This window comes from Citrobacter sp. R-1.5.2 (genome assembly GCF_035064245.1).
Taxonomy (GTDB): Bacteria; Pseudomonadota; Gammaproteobacteria; order Enterobacterales; family Enterobacteriaceae; genus Citrobacter.
The window spans coordinates 15,071-32,352 of sequence record NZ_JASEYC010000011.1; the positions used below are offsets into that span (position 1 = coordinate 15,071).

Sequence of the window (17,282 nt, forward strand, 5' to 3'; positions counted from 1 at the left end):
TTGCCTGATGGCGCTTCGCTTATCAGGCCTACAGTCTACGTAGGCCTGATAAGGCATTTATGCCGCCATTCGGCAATTCGGGTTATTCCCAGAAATCACGCGCAGGATCGAGCACCGGGCGAATAATGCCCGCACGCACTGTAAAATCACCGAAGCCTTCACCCGCTTCGCGCTCTTTCGCCCAGCGCCCAATCAGTTCATCCAGCGAAGCCAGAATTTCCGGCTCTGTGATATTTTCTTTGAACATCCGTGGGATACGAGTCCCGATACGGTTTCCGCCCAGATGCAGGTTATAGCGCCCAGGCGCTTTACCCACCAGCCCCACTTCCGCCAGCATGGCACGACCACAGCCGTTCGGGCAGCCCGTGACTCGCATGACAATATTTTCATCGCTTAAATCATGCTTCGCCATCAACGTATCAATGTTGTCGATAAACGTAGGCAGGAAACGTTCTGCCTCGGCCATTGCCAGCGGACAGGTCGGGAACGATACGCAGGCCATTGAGTTTTCACGCTGTGGGGTCACCGCATTCATCAGGCCGCTTTTCTGCGCAATCTTCTCAATCTTCGCCTTATCACTTTCCGGGACACCGGCAATGATCAGGTTCTGGTTGGCAGTGATACGGAACTCGCCTTTGTGGATCTTCGCGATCTCCAGCAAGCCTGTTTTCAGCGGACGCCCCGGATAATCCAGAATACGGCCATTTTCAATAAACAGCGTCAGGTGCCATTTATTGTCGATCCCTTTCACCCAACCAATCCTGTCGCCTCGACCAGTAAACTCATACGGACGAATCGGCTCGAATTTGATCCCCGCACGACGTTCAACTTCTTCTTTAAACGTCTCGACACCTACCCGCTCCAGCGTGTATTTGGTTTTGGCGTTTTTACGATCGGTACGGTTACCCCAGTCACGCTGCGTGGTCACCACCGCTTCTGCCACCGCTAAGGTGTGTTCCAGCGGCAGGTAACCAAACTCACTTGCGGTGCGCGCATAGGTTTTCTTGTTACCGTGCTCAATAGACAGTCCACCGCCAACCAGCAAGTTAAAGCCCACCAGCTTGCCGTTTTCGGCAATCGCTACGAAGTTCATATCGTTAGCGTGCAGATCAATGTCGTTCTGCGGCGGGATCACCACCGTCGTTTTAAACTTACGCGGCAGATAGGTCTGACCGAGGATCGGCTCTTCATCCGTCGTCGCGACTTTTTCCTGATCCAGCCAGATCTCAGCATAAGCGCGGGTACGGGGCAGCAAGTGTTCAGAGATTTTTTTCGCCCACTCGTACGCTTCAGCATGCAACTCAGACTCATACGGGTTGGAAGTGCACAGCACGTTACGGTTCATATCGTTGGCGGTCGCCAGCGCGTCCAGCCCCACTGAATGCAGCATCTGGTGCACCGGTTTCACGTTCTTCTTCAGAATACCGTGAAACTGAAACGTCTGGCGGTTGGTCAGACGGATGCTGCCGTAAATGGTGTTGTCATGGGCAAACTTATCGATCGCCTGCCACTGTTTGGTGGTGATGACTCCCCCCGGCAGGCGGCAGCGCAGCAGCATCGCATGACGCGGCTCCAGCTTCTGTTCGGCACGTTCGGCGCGAATATCGCGGTCATCCTGCTGGTACATACCGTGAAAACGGATCAGCAGAAAGTTATCACCTTTGAATCCGCCGGTGAGGCCGTCATTTAAATCTTCGGCAATGGTGCCGCGCAGATAATTGCTCTCCAGCTTCATACGTTCAGCGTCGGACAGCTTACCTTCGACCACCAGTGGTCCTGGATGTTTTTCGCTCATTAGTAGACATCTCGCTGATAACGGCGCTCAACGCGCAGCTCACTCAAAAATTCATCCGCCGCTTCGATATCCATAGCACCGAATTCGGCAATCACTTCCAGCAAAGCCTGCTCAACGTCTTTCGCCATGCGATTGGCGTCGCCGCAGACATAAATGTGCGCACCGTCATTAATCCAGCGCCACAGCTCTGCACCCTGTTGGCGCAGTTTATCTTGTACGTAGACTTTATCTTTTTGATCACGGGACCAGGCAAGGTCGATACGGCTGAGTACACCTTCTTTGACGTAACGCTGCCATTCCACCTGATACAGGAAATCTTCAGTAAAGTGCGGATTGCCAAAGAACAGCCAGTTTTTCCCTTCTGCGCCGTCTGCGGCACGTTGCTGCATAAAGGCGCGGAACGGCGCAATCCCTGTTCCAGGCCCGATCATAATGACCGGTGTTTGCGGATTTTCCGGCAGGCGGAAGTTGTCGTTATGCTCAATAAACACACGCACTTCTCCCTCTTCTTCCACGCGATCGGCAAGGAAGCTGGAGGCACCACCTGCACGCGCGCGGCCTTCAACGTCGAAACGCACGGCACCCACGGTGATATGTACTTCGCTTTCCACTTCAGCCTGGGATGAGGCAATGGAGTACAAGCGTGGTGTCAGCGGACGCAGCAAGCTAATTAACGCGTCGGCATCGAGTTGTGCCGGGGAGAAACGTAACATATCGACAATGGGGGTGGTTGTAGCGTAATGCTGTAATTGCGCTTTATCACCTACCAACGGCAACAGCGTTTCGCTGCGCGTCAGGGTGGCATAGTTTTCCACGATATTGGCCGTGTTGACGGTCAATTCGAAATGCCACTCCAGCGCGTCAGCGAGCGGCAGCGTTTTGCCATCAACGGTGACCAGCTCAGTACCTTTCAGCCACAGCAGTTCCACAATTTCTTTGACCAGGGCCGGATCGTTCTGATACCAGACACCCAATGCGTCGCCTGGCTGATAGCGCAGGCCAGAATCACCCAGATCAATTTCGATATGGCGTACATCTTTTTCAGAGTCGCGCCCGGTAATTTTCTGGTTCACCGAAAGTGTTGCACTCAACGGTGCTTCTTTGGTGTAAGGACTGGTGTGCACCTCGTTAACCGCACCGCTCGCAGCAGCCTGTGCAGACGGTGCAACAGGCGCACGCGCCTTCAGTAAATCAACCAGGCGGGCACGCCATTCTGCCGCCGCCGATTGATACTCGACATCAGCGTCAACGCGGTCCAGCAAGCGTTCACCACCCAACTCTGCCAGTTTCGCATCAAAGTCTTTACCTGACTGGCAGAAAAATTCGTAAGACGTATCGCCAAGGCCAAATACGGCAAAAGCCGTGTTTTCAAGCTTCGGCGCTTTTTTAGAAAACAAGTATTTATGCAACGCAACGGCTTCTTCCGCCGGTTCACCTTCTCCCTGAGTCGATGCCACCACGACCAGCAATTTTTCATTGGCAATTTGTTTGAATTTATAATCGCCAGCATTGATCAGGGTGACATTGAGCTGCGCAGCGATCAGATCGTCGCGTAAGGCTTCCGCCACGCGACGTGCATTACCGGTTTGCGAAGCCGAGATGAGTGTAATTCCTGGCATTTCAGCGACAGGCGCAGGCGCTGCGGCATTCGTTCCCGGCTGCTGATTCAGCACGCCCCAGAAATAGCCAGACACCCACGCAAGCTGTGTGGGAGTGAAATCAGTCGTGGCCGCCTGAAGGCGTGCCAGTTGCTCCGGGTTTAGCGGGAGCAAAGCGGAAGGTGGGGCCTGTGTCGTCATGCGTTGTCATGTTCCAGTAAGCAAAGCGGATTTCAGCAATAAAACCCAAACTGAAGATAAGGTTAACGGTGGGGATAGTAACAATTAAAGAAGTGATGGAAATAACAAATAACCAAATGGACTAACCTGTTTTAGTTATAGTTATTAACAGCAAAATCGATTTAATAAGCATTTGATATATAGATAGTTATTGAACATTATCTTTATGAATAGATTGTTCTGATACTCTGCGCCCTTTTAACTAATGATAAAAATTGCTCTTTACGGTACCCTACGCCGGTTTTTCGCATTCTTGAGAGTAAATAATGTCCACCACCTTGTTTAAAGATTTCACCTTCGAAGCCGCTCACCGCCTGCCGCATGTACCGGAAGGGCATAAGTGTGGTCGCCTGCATGGTCACTCATTTATGGTGCGTCTTGAAATTACCGGTGAAGTCGATCCACATACCGGTTGGATTATGGATTTTTCTGAGTTAAAAGCGGCGTTTAAGCCGACTTACGACAGACTCGATCACTATTATCTGAACGATATTGCAGGCTTAGAAAACCCAACCAGTGAAGTGCTGGCCAAATGGATTTGGGATCAGGTTAAACCGGTTGTCCCTCTGCTGAGTGCCGTAATGGTCAAAGAAACCTGCACAGCGGGCTGTGTGTATCGCGGCGAGTGATTAAAGCGTTGCCGGATGGCGATGCGTCTTATCAGGCCAGCAACGAGCAACAAACTCTGGCCGGGTAAGCGAAACGCCCCCGGCCAGGTTATCAGGCAATATTCAGATATTTATGGGTCTGCATCGACAGACGCCAGTTACGCGCAATACAGGTATCAATACACAAACGCGTCGCATCTTCTTTCTGGCTGATTGGTTGTAAGGCGATGATTCGCGGTTTGTCGTCGCTCAACGTTGCCAGCAGTTCATCCAGCGCTTCAATATCGCGAACGCGACCAACCGGATGTTTAATTTCATTCGCGCGCTCCAACGCCTGCGACAGCACATCATAGCCACCGCGCATATTCACCTTTGGCGATACGGTCACCCAGGTATTCGGCGTACAGCGCACTTCGTGGGTTCCGCTGGTTTCAATCTGGCAGCTAAAGCCGTTTTTTTCCAGCAGGTCAGTCAGCGGCATCAGGTCATGAATGCAAGGCTCGCCGCCGGTGATCACCACGTGGCGGGCGGTATAGCCCTGACGCAAAATGACTGCCAGCAGATCTTCGCTGCTTGCCGCGCCCCATTTGTCGCTCTCTTTAGTCTTGGCCAGGATGCTGTACAGGGAGACTTCCCGATCCTCAAGCTTATCCCAGGTGTGTTTGGTATCGCACCAGGCACAGCCAACCGGGCATCCCTGTAAACGAATAAAAATGGCGGGGACGCCGGTAAAGTAACCCTCACCTTGCAGGGTCTGGAACATCTCGTTAATCGGGTACTGCATAGTCATCTCTGTTTTGGGTTATGAATGCGTATTATTGCAGATTTGCACGCTCAGGTCTTGCCCCCGGCTGCGCTGTCCCCTGAGTTAAAAAATCATGAAACATGATCTCGTGTTTGCGTCTGCAATGATCGAATAGCTGTGATTTAATTTCATAGCTGTTCAGGCAGCGTTTTGATGTAACAAAACATTTTTGATAATAACCTTATAAAAATAGTATAAATATTTTAAAAGTAAAATATTTCAAGCATGTACAAACGGATACATAAAATTATGAATTTATTAGTATCATGCATAGTCAAATTCGATCCGCGGTATTTTTATATTAAAATAGGCTTAAGAAACCTAATGTTACGCTAATTTTCCATTTAATCTTCGTTTAATTATCCGCGCCTAGAATCCAGTCAACCACCCCTAATGAGACTGCATTCATGAATACACTATTAATTACTGGCGCAACCGGTTTTTTGGGCGGAGCCGTTTTAGAAAACATTCTGAATCAGACAAATGGATTTAATCTGCTGCTTTTAGTTCGTGCCGATAATGATGTATCTGCGCTGGAACGGATAAAGGAAAATCTGCGCAAATTTAATATTGCAGAAGAAAAGCTGGCCGCACTTAGCCCGCGGAATATCCTGTTGGGTGATTTGGTAGAACCCGAAGCGTTTCTTCACGACCCCCGTCTGGACCAGGTTACTCATGTCATCAACTGCGCCGCCGTCGCCTCTTTTGGCAACAACCCGCTTATCTGGAAAGTAAATGTCGAAGGAACGCTGAAATTCGCCCGGAGAATGGCCAGTGTCAGCAGCCTGCAGCGCTTTCTTCACGTTGGTACAGCGATGTCATGCTCCCCAGAACCCGATTCACTGGTGGCAGAAAGTGCAGAATTTCGCGAACGTGCTGAGCATCTGGTTGAGTATACGCACTCTAAATCCACGATAGAGCATCTGATGCAACAGGAATGCCCAACATTACCACTGGTTATGGCGCGGCCTTCTATCGTTGTTGGCCACACTCATCATGGCTGCCAACCCTCCAGCAGTATTTTCTGGGTATTCAGCATGGGTCTGATGCTACAAAAATTTATGTGTTCGATGGAAGACCGTATTGACGTGATCCCGGTTGATTACTGCGCCGATGCATTGCTGATGTTACTGAGCAGTCCGCTCGCTCGCGGTGAAGTAGTGCACATCTCAGCAGGAGAAGAAAATAGCGTGAGGTTTGCAGATATTGATAGCGCGATGGCATCTGCGCTGGAACAAGCTCCCGTCGGCAATAAATACGCACAGGTCAGCTATGAAACGCTGGTCCAAATGCGCCGTGAACTGAAGAATATTTTTGGCCCCTGCAACGAACGACTGATGCTTAAAGCCATGCGTCTTTACGGTGCGTTCGCAACGCTGAACGTGCGATTCAGCAATGATAAGCTGCTCAGCATGGGGATGCCGAAGCCGCCGCGTTTTACCGATTACATTGAGCGCTGTGTGCAGACGACACGTGGGCTGACTATTCCACAGCAAATGGCGGTGGACTTTAAATAGGTTGCGATTGTGCAGGCAAAAAAATGCCAGCCCGAAGGCTGGCATTTTTAAATCAGAGAAAGAACAGGATTACGCCTGACCTTTGATCTCTTTACGACCGTTGTACGGAGCGTGTTCACCCAGAGCTTCTTCGATACGAATCAGCTGGTTGTACTTAGCAACACGGTCAGAACGGCTCATAGAACCCGTTTTGATCTGGCCTGCAGCGGTACCAACAGCCAGGTCAGCGATGGTAGCATCTTCAGTTTCGCCAGAACGGTGAGAGATGACAGCAGTGTAGCCAGCGTCTTTCGCCATTTTGATCGCAGCCAGAGTTTCGGTCAGAGAACCGATCTGGTTGAATTTGATCAGGATGGAGTTAACGATGCCTTTTTCGATGCCTTCTTTCAGGATCTTGGTGTTGGTTACGAACAGATCGTCACCAACCAGCTGGATTTTGTCGCCCAGTACTTTTGTCTGGTATGCGAAACCGTCCCAGTCAGACTCGTCCAGACCATCTTCGATGGATACGATCGGGTACTGTTTGGTCAGTTCTTCCAGGAAGTGAGTGAATTCTTCGGAGGTGAACGCTTTGTTGCCTTCGCCAGCCAGAACGTATTTACCGTCTTTGTAGAATTCAGACGCTGCACAGTCCATCGCCAGAGTGATGTCTTTGCCCAGCTCGTAGCCTGCTGCTTTAACCGCTTCAGCGATTACAGCCAGAGCTTCAGCGTTGGAACCCAGGTTCGGCGCGTAGCCACCTTCGTCACCAACTGCAGTGTTCATACCTTTAGCTTTCAGAACTTTAGCCAGGTTGTGGAACACTTCGGAACCCATACGAACGGCTTCTTTCAGGGATTTAGCGCCAACCGGCTGAATCATAAATTCCTGGATGTCGACGTTGTTGTCAGCGTGCTCACCACCGTTGATGATGTTCATCATCGGAACCGGCATGGAGTATTTGCCCGGAGTACCGTTCAGTTCAGCGATGTGTGCATACAGCGGCAGGCCTTTAGCAGCAGCTGCTGCTTTGGCGTTCGCCAGGGACACAGCCAGGATGGCGTTTGCACCGAAGTTGGATTTGTTTTCAGTACCGTCCAGATCGATCATGATCTTGTCGATGCCAGCCTGATCTTTAGCATCTTTACCCAGCAGAGCCTGAGCAATCGGGCCGTTTACAGCTGCAACAGCTTTCAGTACGCCTTTACCCATGAAACGGGATTTGTCGCCATCGCGCAGTTCCAGTGCTTCGCGGGAACCAGTAGAAGCACCTGACGGAGCCGCTGCCATACCAACGAAACCACCTTCCAGGTGTACTTCGGCTTCAACAGTCGGGTTACCACGGGAGTCGATGATTTCACGACCGATGATTTTAACGATTTTGGACATTAGGTTTTCCTCAGTACAAGTTAAACTAAAACTCCAGACAAACAATGCACCCTGATGGGTGCATTGCCGTTCTAACTTTTTACTTCTTACTTCGCCTGACGCTTCTGATGTTCACTGGCGGCTTTCACAAAGCCGGCGAACAGCGGGTGTCCATCACGTGGCGTGGAAGTAAATTCCGGGTGGAACTGACAGGCCACGAACCACGGATGATTCGGTACCTCAATGATCTCGACCAACTGATCATCACCGGAACGGCCTGCAACACGCAGACCCGCAGCTTCAATCTGTTTCAACAGCATATTGTTGACTTCGTAGCGGTGGCGATGACGTTCAACAATTGTCGGCGTACCGTACAGTTGACGAACCAGACTCTCATCGCTCAGCTGACACTGTTGCGCACCAAGACGCATTGTGCCACCCAGATCGCTCTTCTCGGTACGGACTTCAACGTTGCCGTCTTCATCACGCCATTCAGTAATCAGGGCCACCACTGGGTACTTACAGTCTGGCACAAATTCTGTGGAGTTGGCGTTGTCCATTCCCACGACGTTACGAGCAAACTCAATCAACGCAACCTGCATACCCAGGCAAATGCCCAGATAAGGAATATTGTTTTCACGCGCAAAGCGCGCTGTCGCGATTTTCCCTTCAACACCACGGTAGCCGAAGCCGCCTGGGATGAGGATGGCATCAAGACCTTTCAGGATCTCAACACCACGCGTTTCAACATCCTGCGAATCAATCAGCTTGATGTTGACGGTGACACGATTCTTCAAGCCACCGTGCTTCAGCGCTTCGATAACTGACTTATAGGCATCCGGCAGTTCAATGTACTTGCCGACCATACCGATAGTCACTTCGCCTGCCGGATTCGCTTCTTCGTAGATAACCTGTTCCCATTCTGACAGATTCGCTTCCGGACAGTTCAAGCTGAATCGTTTACAAATATAATCGTCAAGGCCCTGAGATTTCAACAGGCCCGGAATTTTATAGATGGAATCGACATCTTTCAGAGAAATCACCGCTTTTTCCGGAACGTTACAGAACAATGCAATTTTTGCACGTTCATTAGCCGGAACTGCGCGATCGGAGCGGCAAATCAGGATATCTGGCTGAATACCGATAGAAAGCAGCTCTTTTACAGAGTGCTGAGTCGGTTTGGTTTTGACTTCACCTGCCGCCGCCATATACGGAACCAGCGTCAGATGCATAAACAGCGTGTGCTCACGGCCAATTTCTACAGCCATCTGGCGAATCGCTTCAAGGAACGGCAGAGATTCGATATCCCCAACGGTTCCGCCGATTTCGACCAGAACAACATCATGACCTTCACCGCCTTCCAGAACGCGCTCTTTAATGGCATTCGTGATGTGCGGAATGACCTGAACGGTCGCACCCAGATAGTCACCACGGCGTTCTTTACGCAGAACGTCGGAGTAGATACGACCGGTGGTGAAGTTGTTACGGCGGCTCATTTTGGTGCGGATGAAACGCTCATAGTGACCCAGGTCCAGGTCGGTTTCAGCGCCGTCTTCGGTAACGAACACTTCCCCGTGTTGGATAGGGCTCATAGTACCTGGATCGACGTTGATGTACGGATCCAGTTTCATCATGGTCACATTGAGGCCACGGGCTTCAAGAATGGCTGCGAGGGAGGCTGCGGCAATGCCTTTTCCCAGAGAGGATACGACCCCGCCGGTCACAAAAATATAGTTCGTTGTCATGCTGGACCTGAGAAGTTAGGGTGAAACGATGGAATTACCAAGACGGGAAAGTAGTATACCCGAACATGACGAGCGCCACAAACTTTCATTATTCCTCCTCTTCACCAGGCTCACATTAACATCGGGAGTGAGAAAATAGCCCCTTTGGGGTAAATGTTTTTGACGTAAATCAATCGCTTGTTATTTAAAAAATCACACAAATCGTCCTTGACCGACGAAATCCCTTAGAGATCAATTTCCTGCCGTTTTACCTGTTGCCAGACTTCTTCCATTGTTTCCAGATCAACACCAGTCATTTCCAGACCGCGGGCTGCCACAATTCGCTCAACCTCACGAAAACGGCGCTCGAATTTTTCATTCGCTTTCTGCAATGCCGTCTCTGCTTTTGTCCCTAAATGACGGGCCATATTGACCGTGGCAAACAGCAGGTCGCCCATTTCCTCCTCCAGTTTAGCCTGGTCAACGACAGCCTGCTTCGCCTCGAACATAACTTCGTCAATCTCTTCATAAACTTTGTCGACAACCGGTCCTAAAGTCTTCCAGTCAAAGCCAACATTGGAGCAGCGTTTCTGGATTTTCTGGGCGCGCATTAGCGCCGGTAAACTACGGGGAATATCGTCCAGCGCGGAATGTTGTGCCTTCCCGGCACGTTCTTCGGTTTTGATCTGTTCCCAGCGGGTCAGCACTTCGCGACTAGTACTGGCAGAAACATCGGCAAATACATGCGGATGCCGACGTTCGAGCTTATCGCTAATCGCAGCGCAGATATCGTTAAAATCGAAGCGCCCTTCTTCCTGCGCCATTTGTGCGTAAAACACCACCTGGAACAACAGATCGCCCAGTTCACCACGCAGATCGTCGAAGTCTTCACGTGCGATGGCATCGAGCACTTCATAGGTTTCTTCGAGGGTATAGGGGGCGATGGTGGCGAAAGTCTGCTCTTTATCCCACGGACAGCCGTTTTCCGGGTCACGCAGGCGCTGCATAATACCGAGCAGTCGGTCGATTTGATTCATGTGAAAATCCTGAAATTTCAATACGGTAGGCCGGACAAGTCATTTATGTCGCCATCCGGCGCTGCGAAATCGCCGGATGGCGGCTTCGCCTTATCCGGCCTACGTTCTTATTAATTACCGTGCAAGCGACGCGCGTCGATCACATCCGGCACCTGGTTCAGTTTGCCGAGCACGCGTCCGAGCACCTGCAGGTTGTAAATTTCGATGGTCATATCAATGGTGGCCAACTGTTGTTTGGTATCGCTACGGCTGGCAACCCCCAGCACGTTTACTTTCTCGTTAGCAAGAATCGTCGTGATATCACGTAATAAGCCGCTCCGATCGTTTGCCTGCACACGGACAACCAGCGAGTACCCTGCCGAGTAGCTTTCACCCCAAACCGCATCAACGATACGTTCTGGGGCATGTGAGCGCAGTTCTGTCAGTTGTTCACAATCAGCCCGGTGCACGGAAATACCACGTCCCTGGGTGATAAACCCGACAATCTCATCGCCAGGGATAGGCTGGCAGCAGCGCGCGATATGGTGCATCAGGTTTCCAACCCCTTCGACCACCACACGGCCATCGTCTTTTCGGCGAGTCTGCGGGGCCTGCGTTTTCTGCTGAAGTTGTTTCAGTGCAGCGGCATCCTGTTCAGCAGCGCTTGGTTTATTAAACTGCGCTTGCAGGAAGTTGACCATCTGGTTGAGGCGGATGTCACCGCCGCCGATCGCCGCCAGCAGCTCTTCCAGCTCATTAAAGCTGTAACGCGGAAGCAGGTGTTTTTCAGCCTCTTTCAGGCTAATACCCAGGTGCGCCAGTTCATCATCGAGGATCTGACGACCAGCCAGGATATTCTTGTCCCGGTCCTGTTTACGGAACCAGGCATGGATCTTAGAGCGCCCCCTGCTGGTCGTCACGTAGCCCAGGTTAGGGTTTAGCCAGTCGCGGCTTGGGTTTGGCTGTTTCTGGGTGATGATTTCAATTTGATCGCCCATCTGCAGCTGATAGGTAAACGGTACGATGCGACCGCCAATTTTCGCGCCAATGCAACGATGCCCCACATCACTGTGGATGTGATAAGCAAAATCGAGCGGCGTTGAACCCGCCGGCAAGTCAACGACATCGCCTTTTGGCGTAAAGACGTAAACTCTGTCGTCAAAGACCTGGCTACGCACTTCATCCAGCATTTCACCGGAATCAGCCATCTCTTCCTGCCAGGCTATCAGTTTACGCAGCCACGCAATGCGATCTTCATGGCCAGAACGCGCAGCGCCTGAAGCGGTACCTTCTTTGTACTTCCAGTGCGCGGCAACGCCCAGCTCGGCATCTTCGTGCATCTGTTTGGTACGGATCTGGATTTCAATGGTTTTACCGCCTGGCCCCAGCACAACCGTATGGATTGACTGGTAACCGTTAGGCTTCGGATTGGCAACGTAGTCATCGAACTCATCAGGCAGATGGCGATAGTGAGTGTGCACGATCCCCAGTGCGGCATAGCAATCCTGTAAACGCTCAGCCACGATACGCACCGCGCGCACATCGAACAGTTCGTCAAAAGCCAACTGCTTCTTCTGCATTTTGCGCCAGATGCTGTAAATATGCTTCGGACGCCCGTACACCTCGGCTTTTACACCTTCGGTTTTCATCTCTGAACGCAGATGCCCAACAAACTCGTCGATATAGTGTTCTCTGTCGATACGACGTTCATGCAGTAATTTAGCAATGCGTTTGTATTCGGCTGGGTGCAGGTAGCGGAAGCAGTAATCTTCCAGCTCCCATTTTAATTGCCCGATGCCTAATCGGTTAGCCAGCGGGGCATAAATATTGGTGCACTCTTTTGCCGCCAGCACGCGCTCATCTTCCGGCGCGTCTTTCACTTCTCGCAGATGAGCAATACGTTCTGCCAGCTTGATGACCACACAGCGGAAGTCGTCGACCATTGCCAGCAGCATGCGACGAACGTTATCAACCTGCTCGGAAGAGACGGAGTCGGTATGCGTGGCTTTTAGCTGGCGTATTGCCGCCATATCACGCACACCATGGATAAGATTAACGATTGACGTGCCTACGCTCTCGCGCAGGATGTCTTCACTCACCACATTGGCATCCGCCAGAGGGAACAGCATCGCCGCTCGCAGCGTGTCGATATCCATACTCAGCATGGAGAGTATTTCCACCATTTCGACGCCACGCCACAGCAGCAGATCCGCATCCGGATGCCCCTGTGTCTGCTGCAGGCAATACGCCCAGGTTTCGGCTAAGCGTTCACACGACTGCTGGCTGGAGATCCCCAGACTCGCGATCCATTTCTTAGGATCAAACTCACCAGCTTTATTTATATGTGCACTTCTTACCGCAACCATCGTCCTCTCCTTAAGGGGCCTGGCCTGTCGAAGTCGACAAGCCGTACCCATTGTCTTTCACGCTGCGTTACAACCCGAAATCCAATGGGTATAAAATTCATTACAAACGCTCAAACAGGACCATCGATTCCAGATGTCCAGTGTGCGGGAACATATCGAGCATCGCCAGTCGCCGAACGGTATATCCTGCATTGAGTAACGCTTCGCTGTCACGAGCCAGCGTAGCAGGATTACAGGATACATAAACAACGCGGCCAGGGTTTAATTTTATAATATGTTGCATCACACCGGCAGCCCCCGCACGCGCGGGATCGAGCAAGACTTTGTCAAATCCGTTTTTTGCCCATGGTTGTTTGGTGACATCTTCTTCAAGGTTTTCATGAAAGAATGTCACATTGTGTAGTCCGTTATTCCGCGCATTTTCCCGGCCTTTTTCCACCAGCGCAGGGACACCTTCAACACCCACAACGCTCGCTGCTCGTACGGCCAACGGCAACGTAAAATTCCCCATACCACAGAACAAATCGAGCACACGGTCCTCTGGCTGCACATCCAGCCATTCCAGCGCACAGGAAACCATTTTCTGGTTTACCCCTTCATTGACCTGGATAAAATCACGCGGGCTGAAGGTTAAACGTAGTCCATTTGAATCATACCAGGGCGATTCTTCTGAATTTGATTCCAGTATCTCGCTTTGCGGAGCCAGAAACAAAGACAGTCCCTGAGAATGCGAAAAGCATTCCAGTTTTTCTTTATCTGCGGTATTCAGTGGCGCAGTGTGGCGCAAAATCATCAGGGTTCCACTTCCAGCCTGCACCAATTCGACATGCCCCAAGTGACGCAGCCCCTGCAGACTCTGCAGGCATGCCCGAATTTCAGGCAGCAACGCCTCAAGTTGGGGCACCAAAATAGGGCATTGCTTCACATCGATAATGTCGCTGGAGCCGGACTTGCGAAACCCCATCTGCAATTGCTGCTCTTTCGCGCGATAGTTCAGACTTAAACGCGCGCGGCGCCGATAACCCCACGGGGTATCGGCGATAACTTCCGTCACCTCACATTTCATTAAACGCGACAACGCCGCACTTTTGCTACGCTGCTGCAAAGGGATGCTGGCGTGCTGCTGTTGACAGCCACCACAGACCCCAAAATGTGGGCAACGTGGCACTTCGCGTTCCGAACTGTCGTTTAAGCGACGTTTGACTTGCGCACGGGCAAACTGTTTTTTATCTTCAGTAATCACCACTTCTGCGCTTTCCTGGGGCAGCAATTCCGGTATAAACAGGGCTTTCCCGTTATGACGAGCAACGCCCTGACCAAAAGAATCAAGGTCATTGACGGTAACGGTTATGATCTGACGCGTCGTCACGCGTCGTTTTGCAGAGTAGAATTGCGCCATCGACGAGATATTTCTCTATTTAACAGTGTGACCCTAATTGTCCCATAACGGAACTCCATGACCAACTACAGCCTGCGCGCACGCATGATGATTCTGATCCTGGCCCCGACCGTCCTGATAGGTTTGCTGCTCAGTATCTTTTTTGTTGTGCATCGCTATAACGACTTGCAGCGTCAACTGGAAGATGCTGGTGCCAGCATCATCGAGCCACTCGCGGTATCCAGCGAATACGGCATGAACTTGCAAAACCGGGAATCCATCGGCCAGCTTATCAGCGTGTTGCATCGTCGCCATTCCGATATTGTGCGGGCAATTTCCGTCTATGACGAAAATAACCGACTGTTCGTCACCTCCAACTTTCATCTTGATCCGTCAGAGATGCAATTGGCTACCGGATCGCCGTTTCCGCGAAAGCTGAGCGTAACCCGGCACGGGGATATCATGATCCTGCGAACCCCTATTATATCGGAAAGCTATTCACCGGATGAATCTGCCGTTAGCGATGCGAAGAACACCAAAAATATGCTGGGGTATGTGGCGCTTGAGCTGGACCTCAAGTCCGTGCGATTACAGCAGTACAAAGAGATCTTTATCTCCAGCGTCATGATGCTGTTTTGTATTGGTATTGCGTTAATTTTCGGCTGGCGTCTGATGCGTGACGTGACCGGCCCAATTCGCAACATGGTGAATACCGTAGACCGAATACGTAGAGGTCAGCTCGATAGCCGCGTGGAAGGTTTCATGTTGGGCGAGCTGGATATGCTGAAGAATGGCATCAACTCGATGGCGATGTCTCTCGCCGCCTACCATGAAGAGATGCAGCACAATATCGATCAGGCGACGTCAGATCTGCGCGAAACGCTGGAGCAGATGGAGATCCAAAACGTTGAGCTGGACCTGGCAAAGAAACGCGCTCAGGAAGCTGCACGTATTAAATCAGAGTTCCTGGCGAACATGTCTCACGAGCTACGTACACCGCTAAACGGTGTCATTGGCTTTACACGTCTGACACTAAAAACCGAGTTAAATACCACTCAGCGCGATCACCTGAATACGATTGAACGCTCTGCCAACAACCTGCTCGCTATCATCAATGATGTGCTCGACTTCTCTAAACTGGAAGCGGGTAAACTGATTCTGGAAAGCATACCTTTCCCGCTGCGCAGTACACTGGATGACGTCGTAACGCTGTTAGCACACTCCTCCCATGACAAAGGGCTGGAGCTAACACTGAATATTAAAAATGACGTTCCGGACAATGTGATTGGCGACCCGCTGCGCTTGCAACAGGTCATTACCAACCTGGTCGGCAATGCCATCAAATTTACCGAGAGCGGCAATATCGACATTCTGGTTGAAAAACGCGCGCTCAGTAACACCAAAGTCCAGATTGAAGTTCAAATCCGCGATACCGGCATTGGCATTCCAGAACGCGATCAGTCACGTCTGTTCCAGGCATTCCGTCAGGCTGATGCCAGCATTTCGCGCCGTCACGGTGGTACCGGACTTGGCCTTGTGATCACGCAAAAACTGGTCAATGAAATGGGCGGGGATATCTCGTTCCATAGCCAACCAAATCGCGGTTCCACCTTCTGGTTCCATATCAGTCTTGATCTCAATCCTAATGTTCTGAGCGATCGCTCAACCACCCGCTGTCTGGCAGGTAAACGACTGGCTTACGTTGAACCAAATGCTACCGCCGCGCAATGTACGTTGGATATCTTGAGTGAAACGCCACTGGAGGTGATTTACAGCCCTTCATTCTCTGCATTACCGGCAGAACACTACGATATCCTGCTACTTGGTGTACCCGTCACATTACGCGAGCCGCTCACCATGCAGCATGAACGGCTGGCAAGCGCAGCCGCGATGACCGATTTCCTGTTGCTGGCGCTGCCTTGCCATGCGCAGATTAACGCTGAAAAATTAAAGCAAGGCGGCGCGGCGGCATGTCTGCTAAAACCGCTCACCTCAACCCGATTGCTACCTGCATTAACCGAGTATTGCCACCTGAACCAAGGGTCAGAGCTCCAGTTGTTAGATGAAAGCAAGATTGCGATGACCGTGATGGCGGTGGACGACAACCCGGCGAACCTGAAGCTTATCGGCGCATTACTTGAAGATAAAGTGCAGCACGTCGAGCTGTGCGACAGCGGGCATCAGGCGGTGGACAGAGCCAAACAAATGCAATTTGATCTGATCCTGATGGATATCCAGATGCCGGACATGGACGGTATTCGTGCCTGCGAACTGATCCATCAGCTTCCACACCAGCAGCAGACACCGGTTATTGCGGTAACGGCACATGCCATGGCAGGACAAAAAGAGAAGTTACTCAGCGCCGGAATGAATGACTACCTGGCTAAGCCGATTGAAGAAGATAAATTGCACAGTTTACTGTTGCGCTATAAGCCCGGTGCCGGCACATCAGCCCGGACTATCGTAGCGGAACCCCCTGAACCCGTGGTCAACCCGAATACGACCCTCGACTGGCAACTGGCGTTGAGACAGGCTGCCGGTAAAAACGATCTGGCGCGGGATATGCTGCAAATGCTGATCGATTTCTTGCCTGAAGTCCGTAACAGAATTGAAGAGCAACTGGTGGGTGAAAACCCTGAAGGGTTGGTGGATTTGATTCATAAACTACACGGCAGCTGCGGTTACAGCGGGGTTCCCCGCATGAAAAACCTGTGCCAGCTTATTGAACAGCAGTTACGTAGCGGGACCAAAGAAGAAGAGCTTGAACCAGAGTTTTTAGAGCTTCTTGATGAGATGGACAACGTCGCGCGGGAAGCAAAACGGATATTGGGGTGATATTCGCCGGAGGCGGCGTAACCGCCTTTTCCGGCCTACAGGTTTTGCTGTTT

General features: G+C 51.3%; 11 protein-coding genes. 3 read left to right on the forward strand and 8 right to left on the reverse strand.

Features of this window, described 5'->3' with window-relative positions; translation table 11 throughout:
* Positions 1-82: 82 nt before the first annotated feature.
* Both cysI and cysJ read right to left on the reverse strand, forming a co-directional pair.
* Positions 83-1,795 carry an assimilatory sulfite reductase (NADPH) hemoprotein subunit gene (gene cysI, locus QMN38_RS18145; RefSeq protein WP_323605534.1) on the reverse strand — a complete coding sequence of 571 codons (1,713 nt, stop codon included), beginning with the start codon at positions 1,793-1,795 and terminating at the stop codon, positions 83-85.
* On the reverse strand, positions 1,795-3,594 hold the full coding sequence (cysJ, locus tag QMN38_RS18150; protein WP_323605536.1) for an NADPH-dependent assimilatory sulfite reductase flavoprotein subunit: 1,800 nt from the start codon (positions 3,592-3,594) through the stop codon (positions 1,795-1,797). Before cysJ ends, cysI begins: the two co-directional genes overlap by 1 nt.
* Before the next feature lie 305 nt (positions 3,595-3,899).
* Between cysJ and queD the strand changes: the two genes are divergently transcribed.
* A complete protein-coding gene (queD, locus tag QMN38_RS18155; protein WP_323605537.1) occupies positions 3,900-4,262 on the forward strand; it encodes a 6-carboxytetrahydropterin synthase QueD in 363 nt (120 codons plus the stop codon).
* Between the two features lie 91 nt (positions 4,263-4,353).
* On the opposite strand, the gene queE is transcribed toward queD, so the two are convergent.
* Complete coding sequence (gene queE, locus QMN38_RS18160) at positions 4,354-5,025, reverse strand: 7-carboxy-7-deazaguanine synthase QueE (protein WP_043017395.1); 672 nt, start codon at positions 5,023-5,025, stop codon at positions 4,354-4,356.
* Between the two features lie 428 nt (positions 5,026-5,453).
* On the opposite strand from queE, the gene QMN38_RS18165 reads away from it, so the two are divergent.
* Positions 5,454-6,563 carry an SDR family oxidoreductase gene (locus QMN38_RS18165; protein ID WP_323605539.1) on the forward strand — a complete coding sequence of 370 codons (1,110 nt, stop codon included), beginning with the start codon at positions 5,454-5,456 and terminating at the stop codon, positions 6,561-6,563.
* 69 nt (positions 6,564-6,632) lie between these two features.
* Here the strand turns inward: QMN38_RS18165 and eno are convergent, their stop codons facing one another.
* The 5 genes from eno to rlmD form a co-directional block, all read right to left on the reverse strand.
* Positions 6,633-7,931 carry a phosphopyruvate hydratase gene (eno, locus tag QMN38_RS18170; protein ID WP_202037895.1) on the reverse strand — a complete coding sequence of 433 codons (1,299 nt, stop codon included), beginning with the start codon at positions 7,929-7,931 and terminating at the stop codon, positions 6,633-6,635.
* A gap of 86 nt (positions 7,932-8,017) precedes the next feature.
* Positions 8,018-9,655, reverse strand: a complete 1,638-nt coding sequence (pyrG, locus tag QMN38_RS18175; RefSeq protein ID WP_005130912.1) for a glutamine hydrolyzing CTP synthase — start codon at positions 9,653-9,655, stop codon at positions 8,018-8,020.
* 224 nt (positions 9,656-9,879) lie between these two features.
* The gene (gene mazG / locus QMN38_RS18180) at positions 9,880-10,671 is read right to left on the reverse strand and encodes a nucleoside triphosphate pyrophosphohydrolase (protein WP_271449526.1); all 792 of its coding nucleotides are present in this window, start codon (positions 10,669-10,671) and stop codon (positions 9,880-9,882) included.
* A gap of 110 nt (positions 10,672-10,781) precedes the next feature.
* A complete protein-coding gene (gene relA / locus QMN38_RS18185) occupies positions 10,782-13,016 on the reverse strand; it encodes a GTP diphosphokinase (RefSeq protein WP_137382740.1) in 2,235 nt (744 codons plus the stop codon).
* A 100-nt stretch (positions 13,017-13,116) separates the two neighbouring features.
* The gene (rlmD, locus tag QMN38_RS18190; RefSeq protein WP_323605542.1) at positions 13,117-14,415 is read right to left on the reverse strand and encodes a 23S rRNA (uracil(1939)-C(5))-methyltransferase RlmD; all 1,299 of its coding nucleotides are present in this window, start codon (positions 14,413-14,415) and stop codon (positions 13,117-13,119) included.
* Between the two features lie 57 nt (positions 14,416-14,472).
* Here rlmD and barA point away from each other — a divergent pair, with 57 nt between their 5' ends.
* The gene (barA, locus tag QMN38_RS18195; RefSeq protein ID WP_271449524.1) at positions 14,473-17,229 is read left to right on the forward strand and encodes a two-component sensor histidine kinase BarA; all 2,757 of its coding nucleotides are present in this window, start codon (positions 14,473-14,475) and stop codon (positions 17,227-17,229) included.
* Positions 17,230-17,282 lie beyond the last annotated feature (53 nt).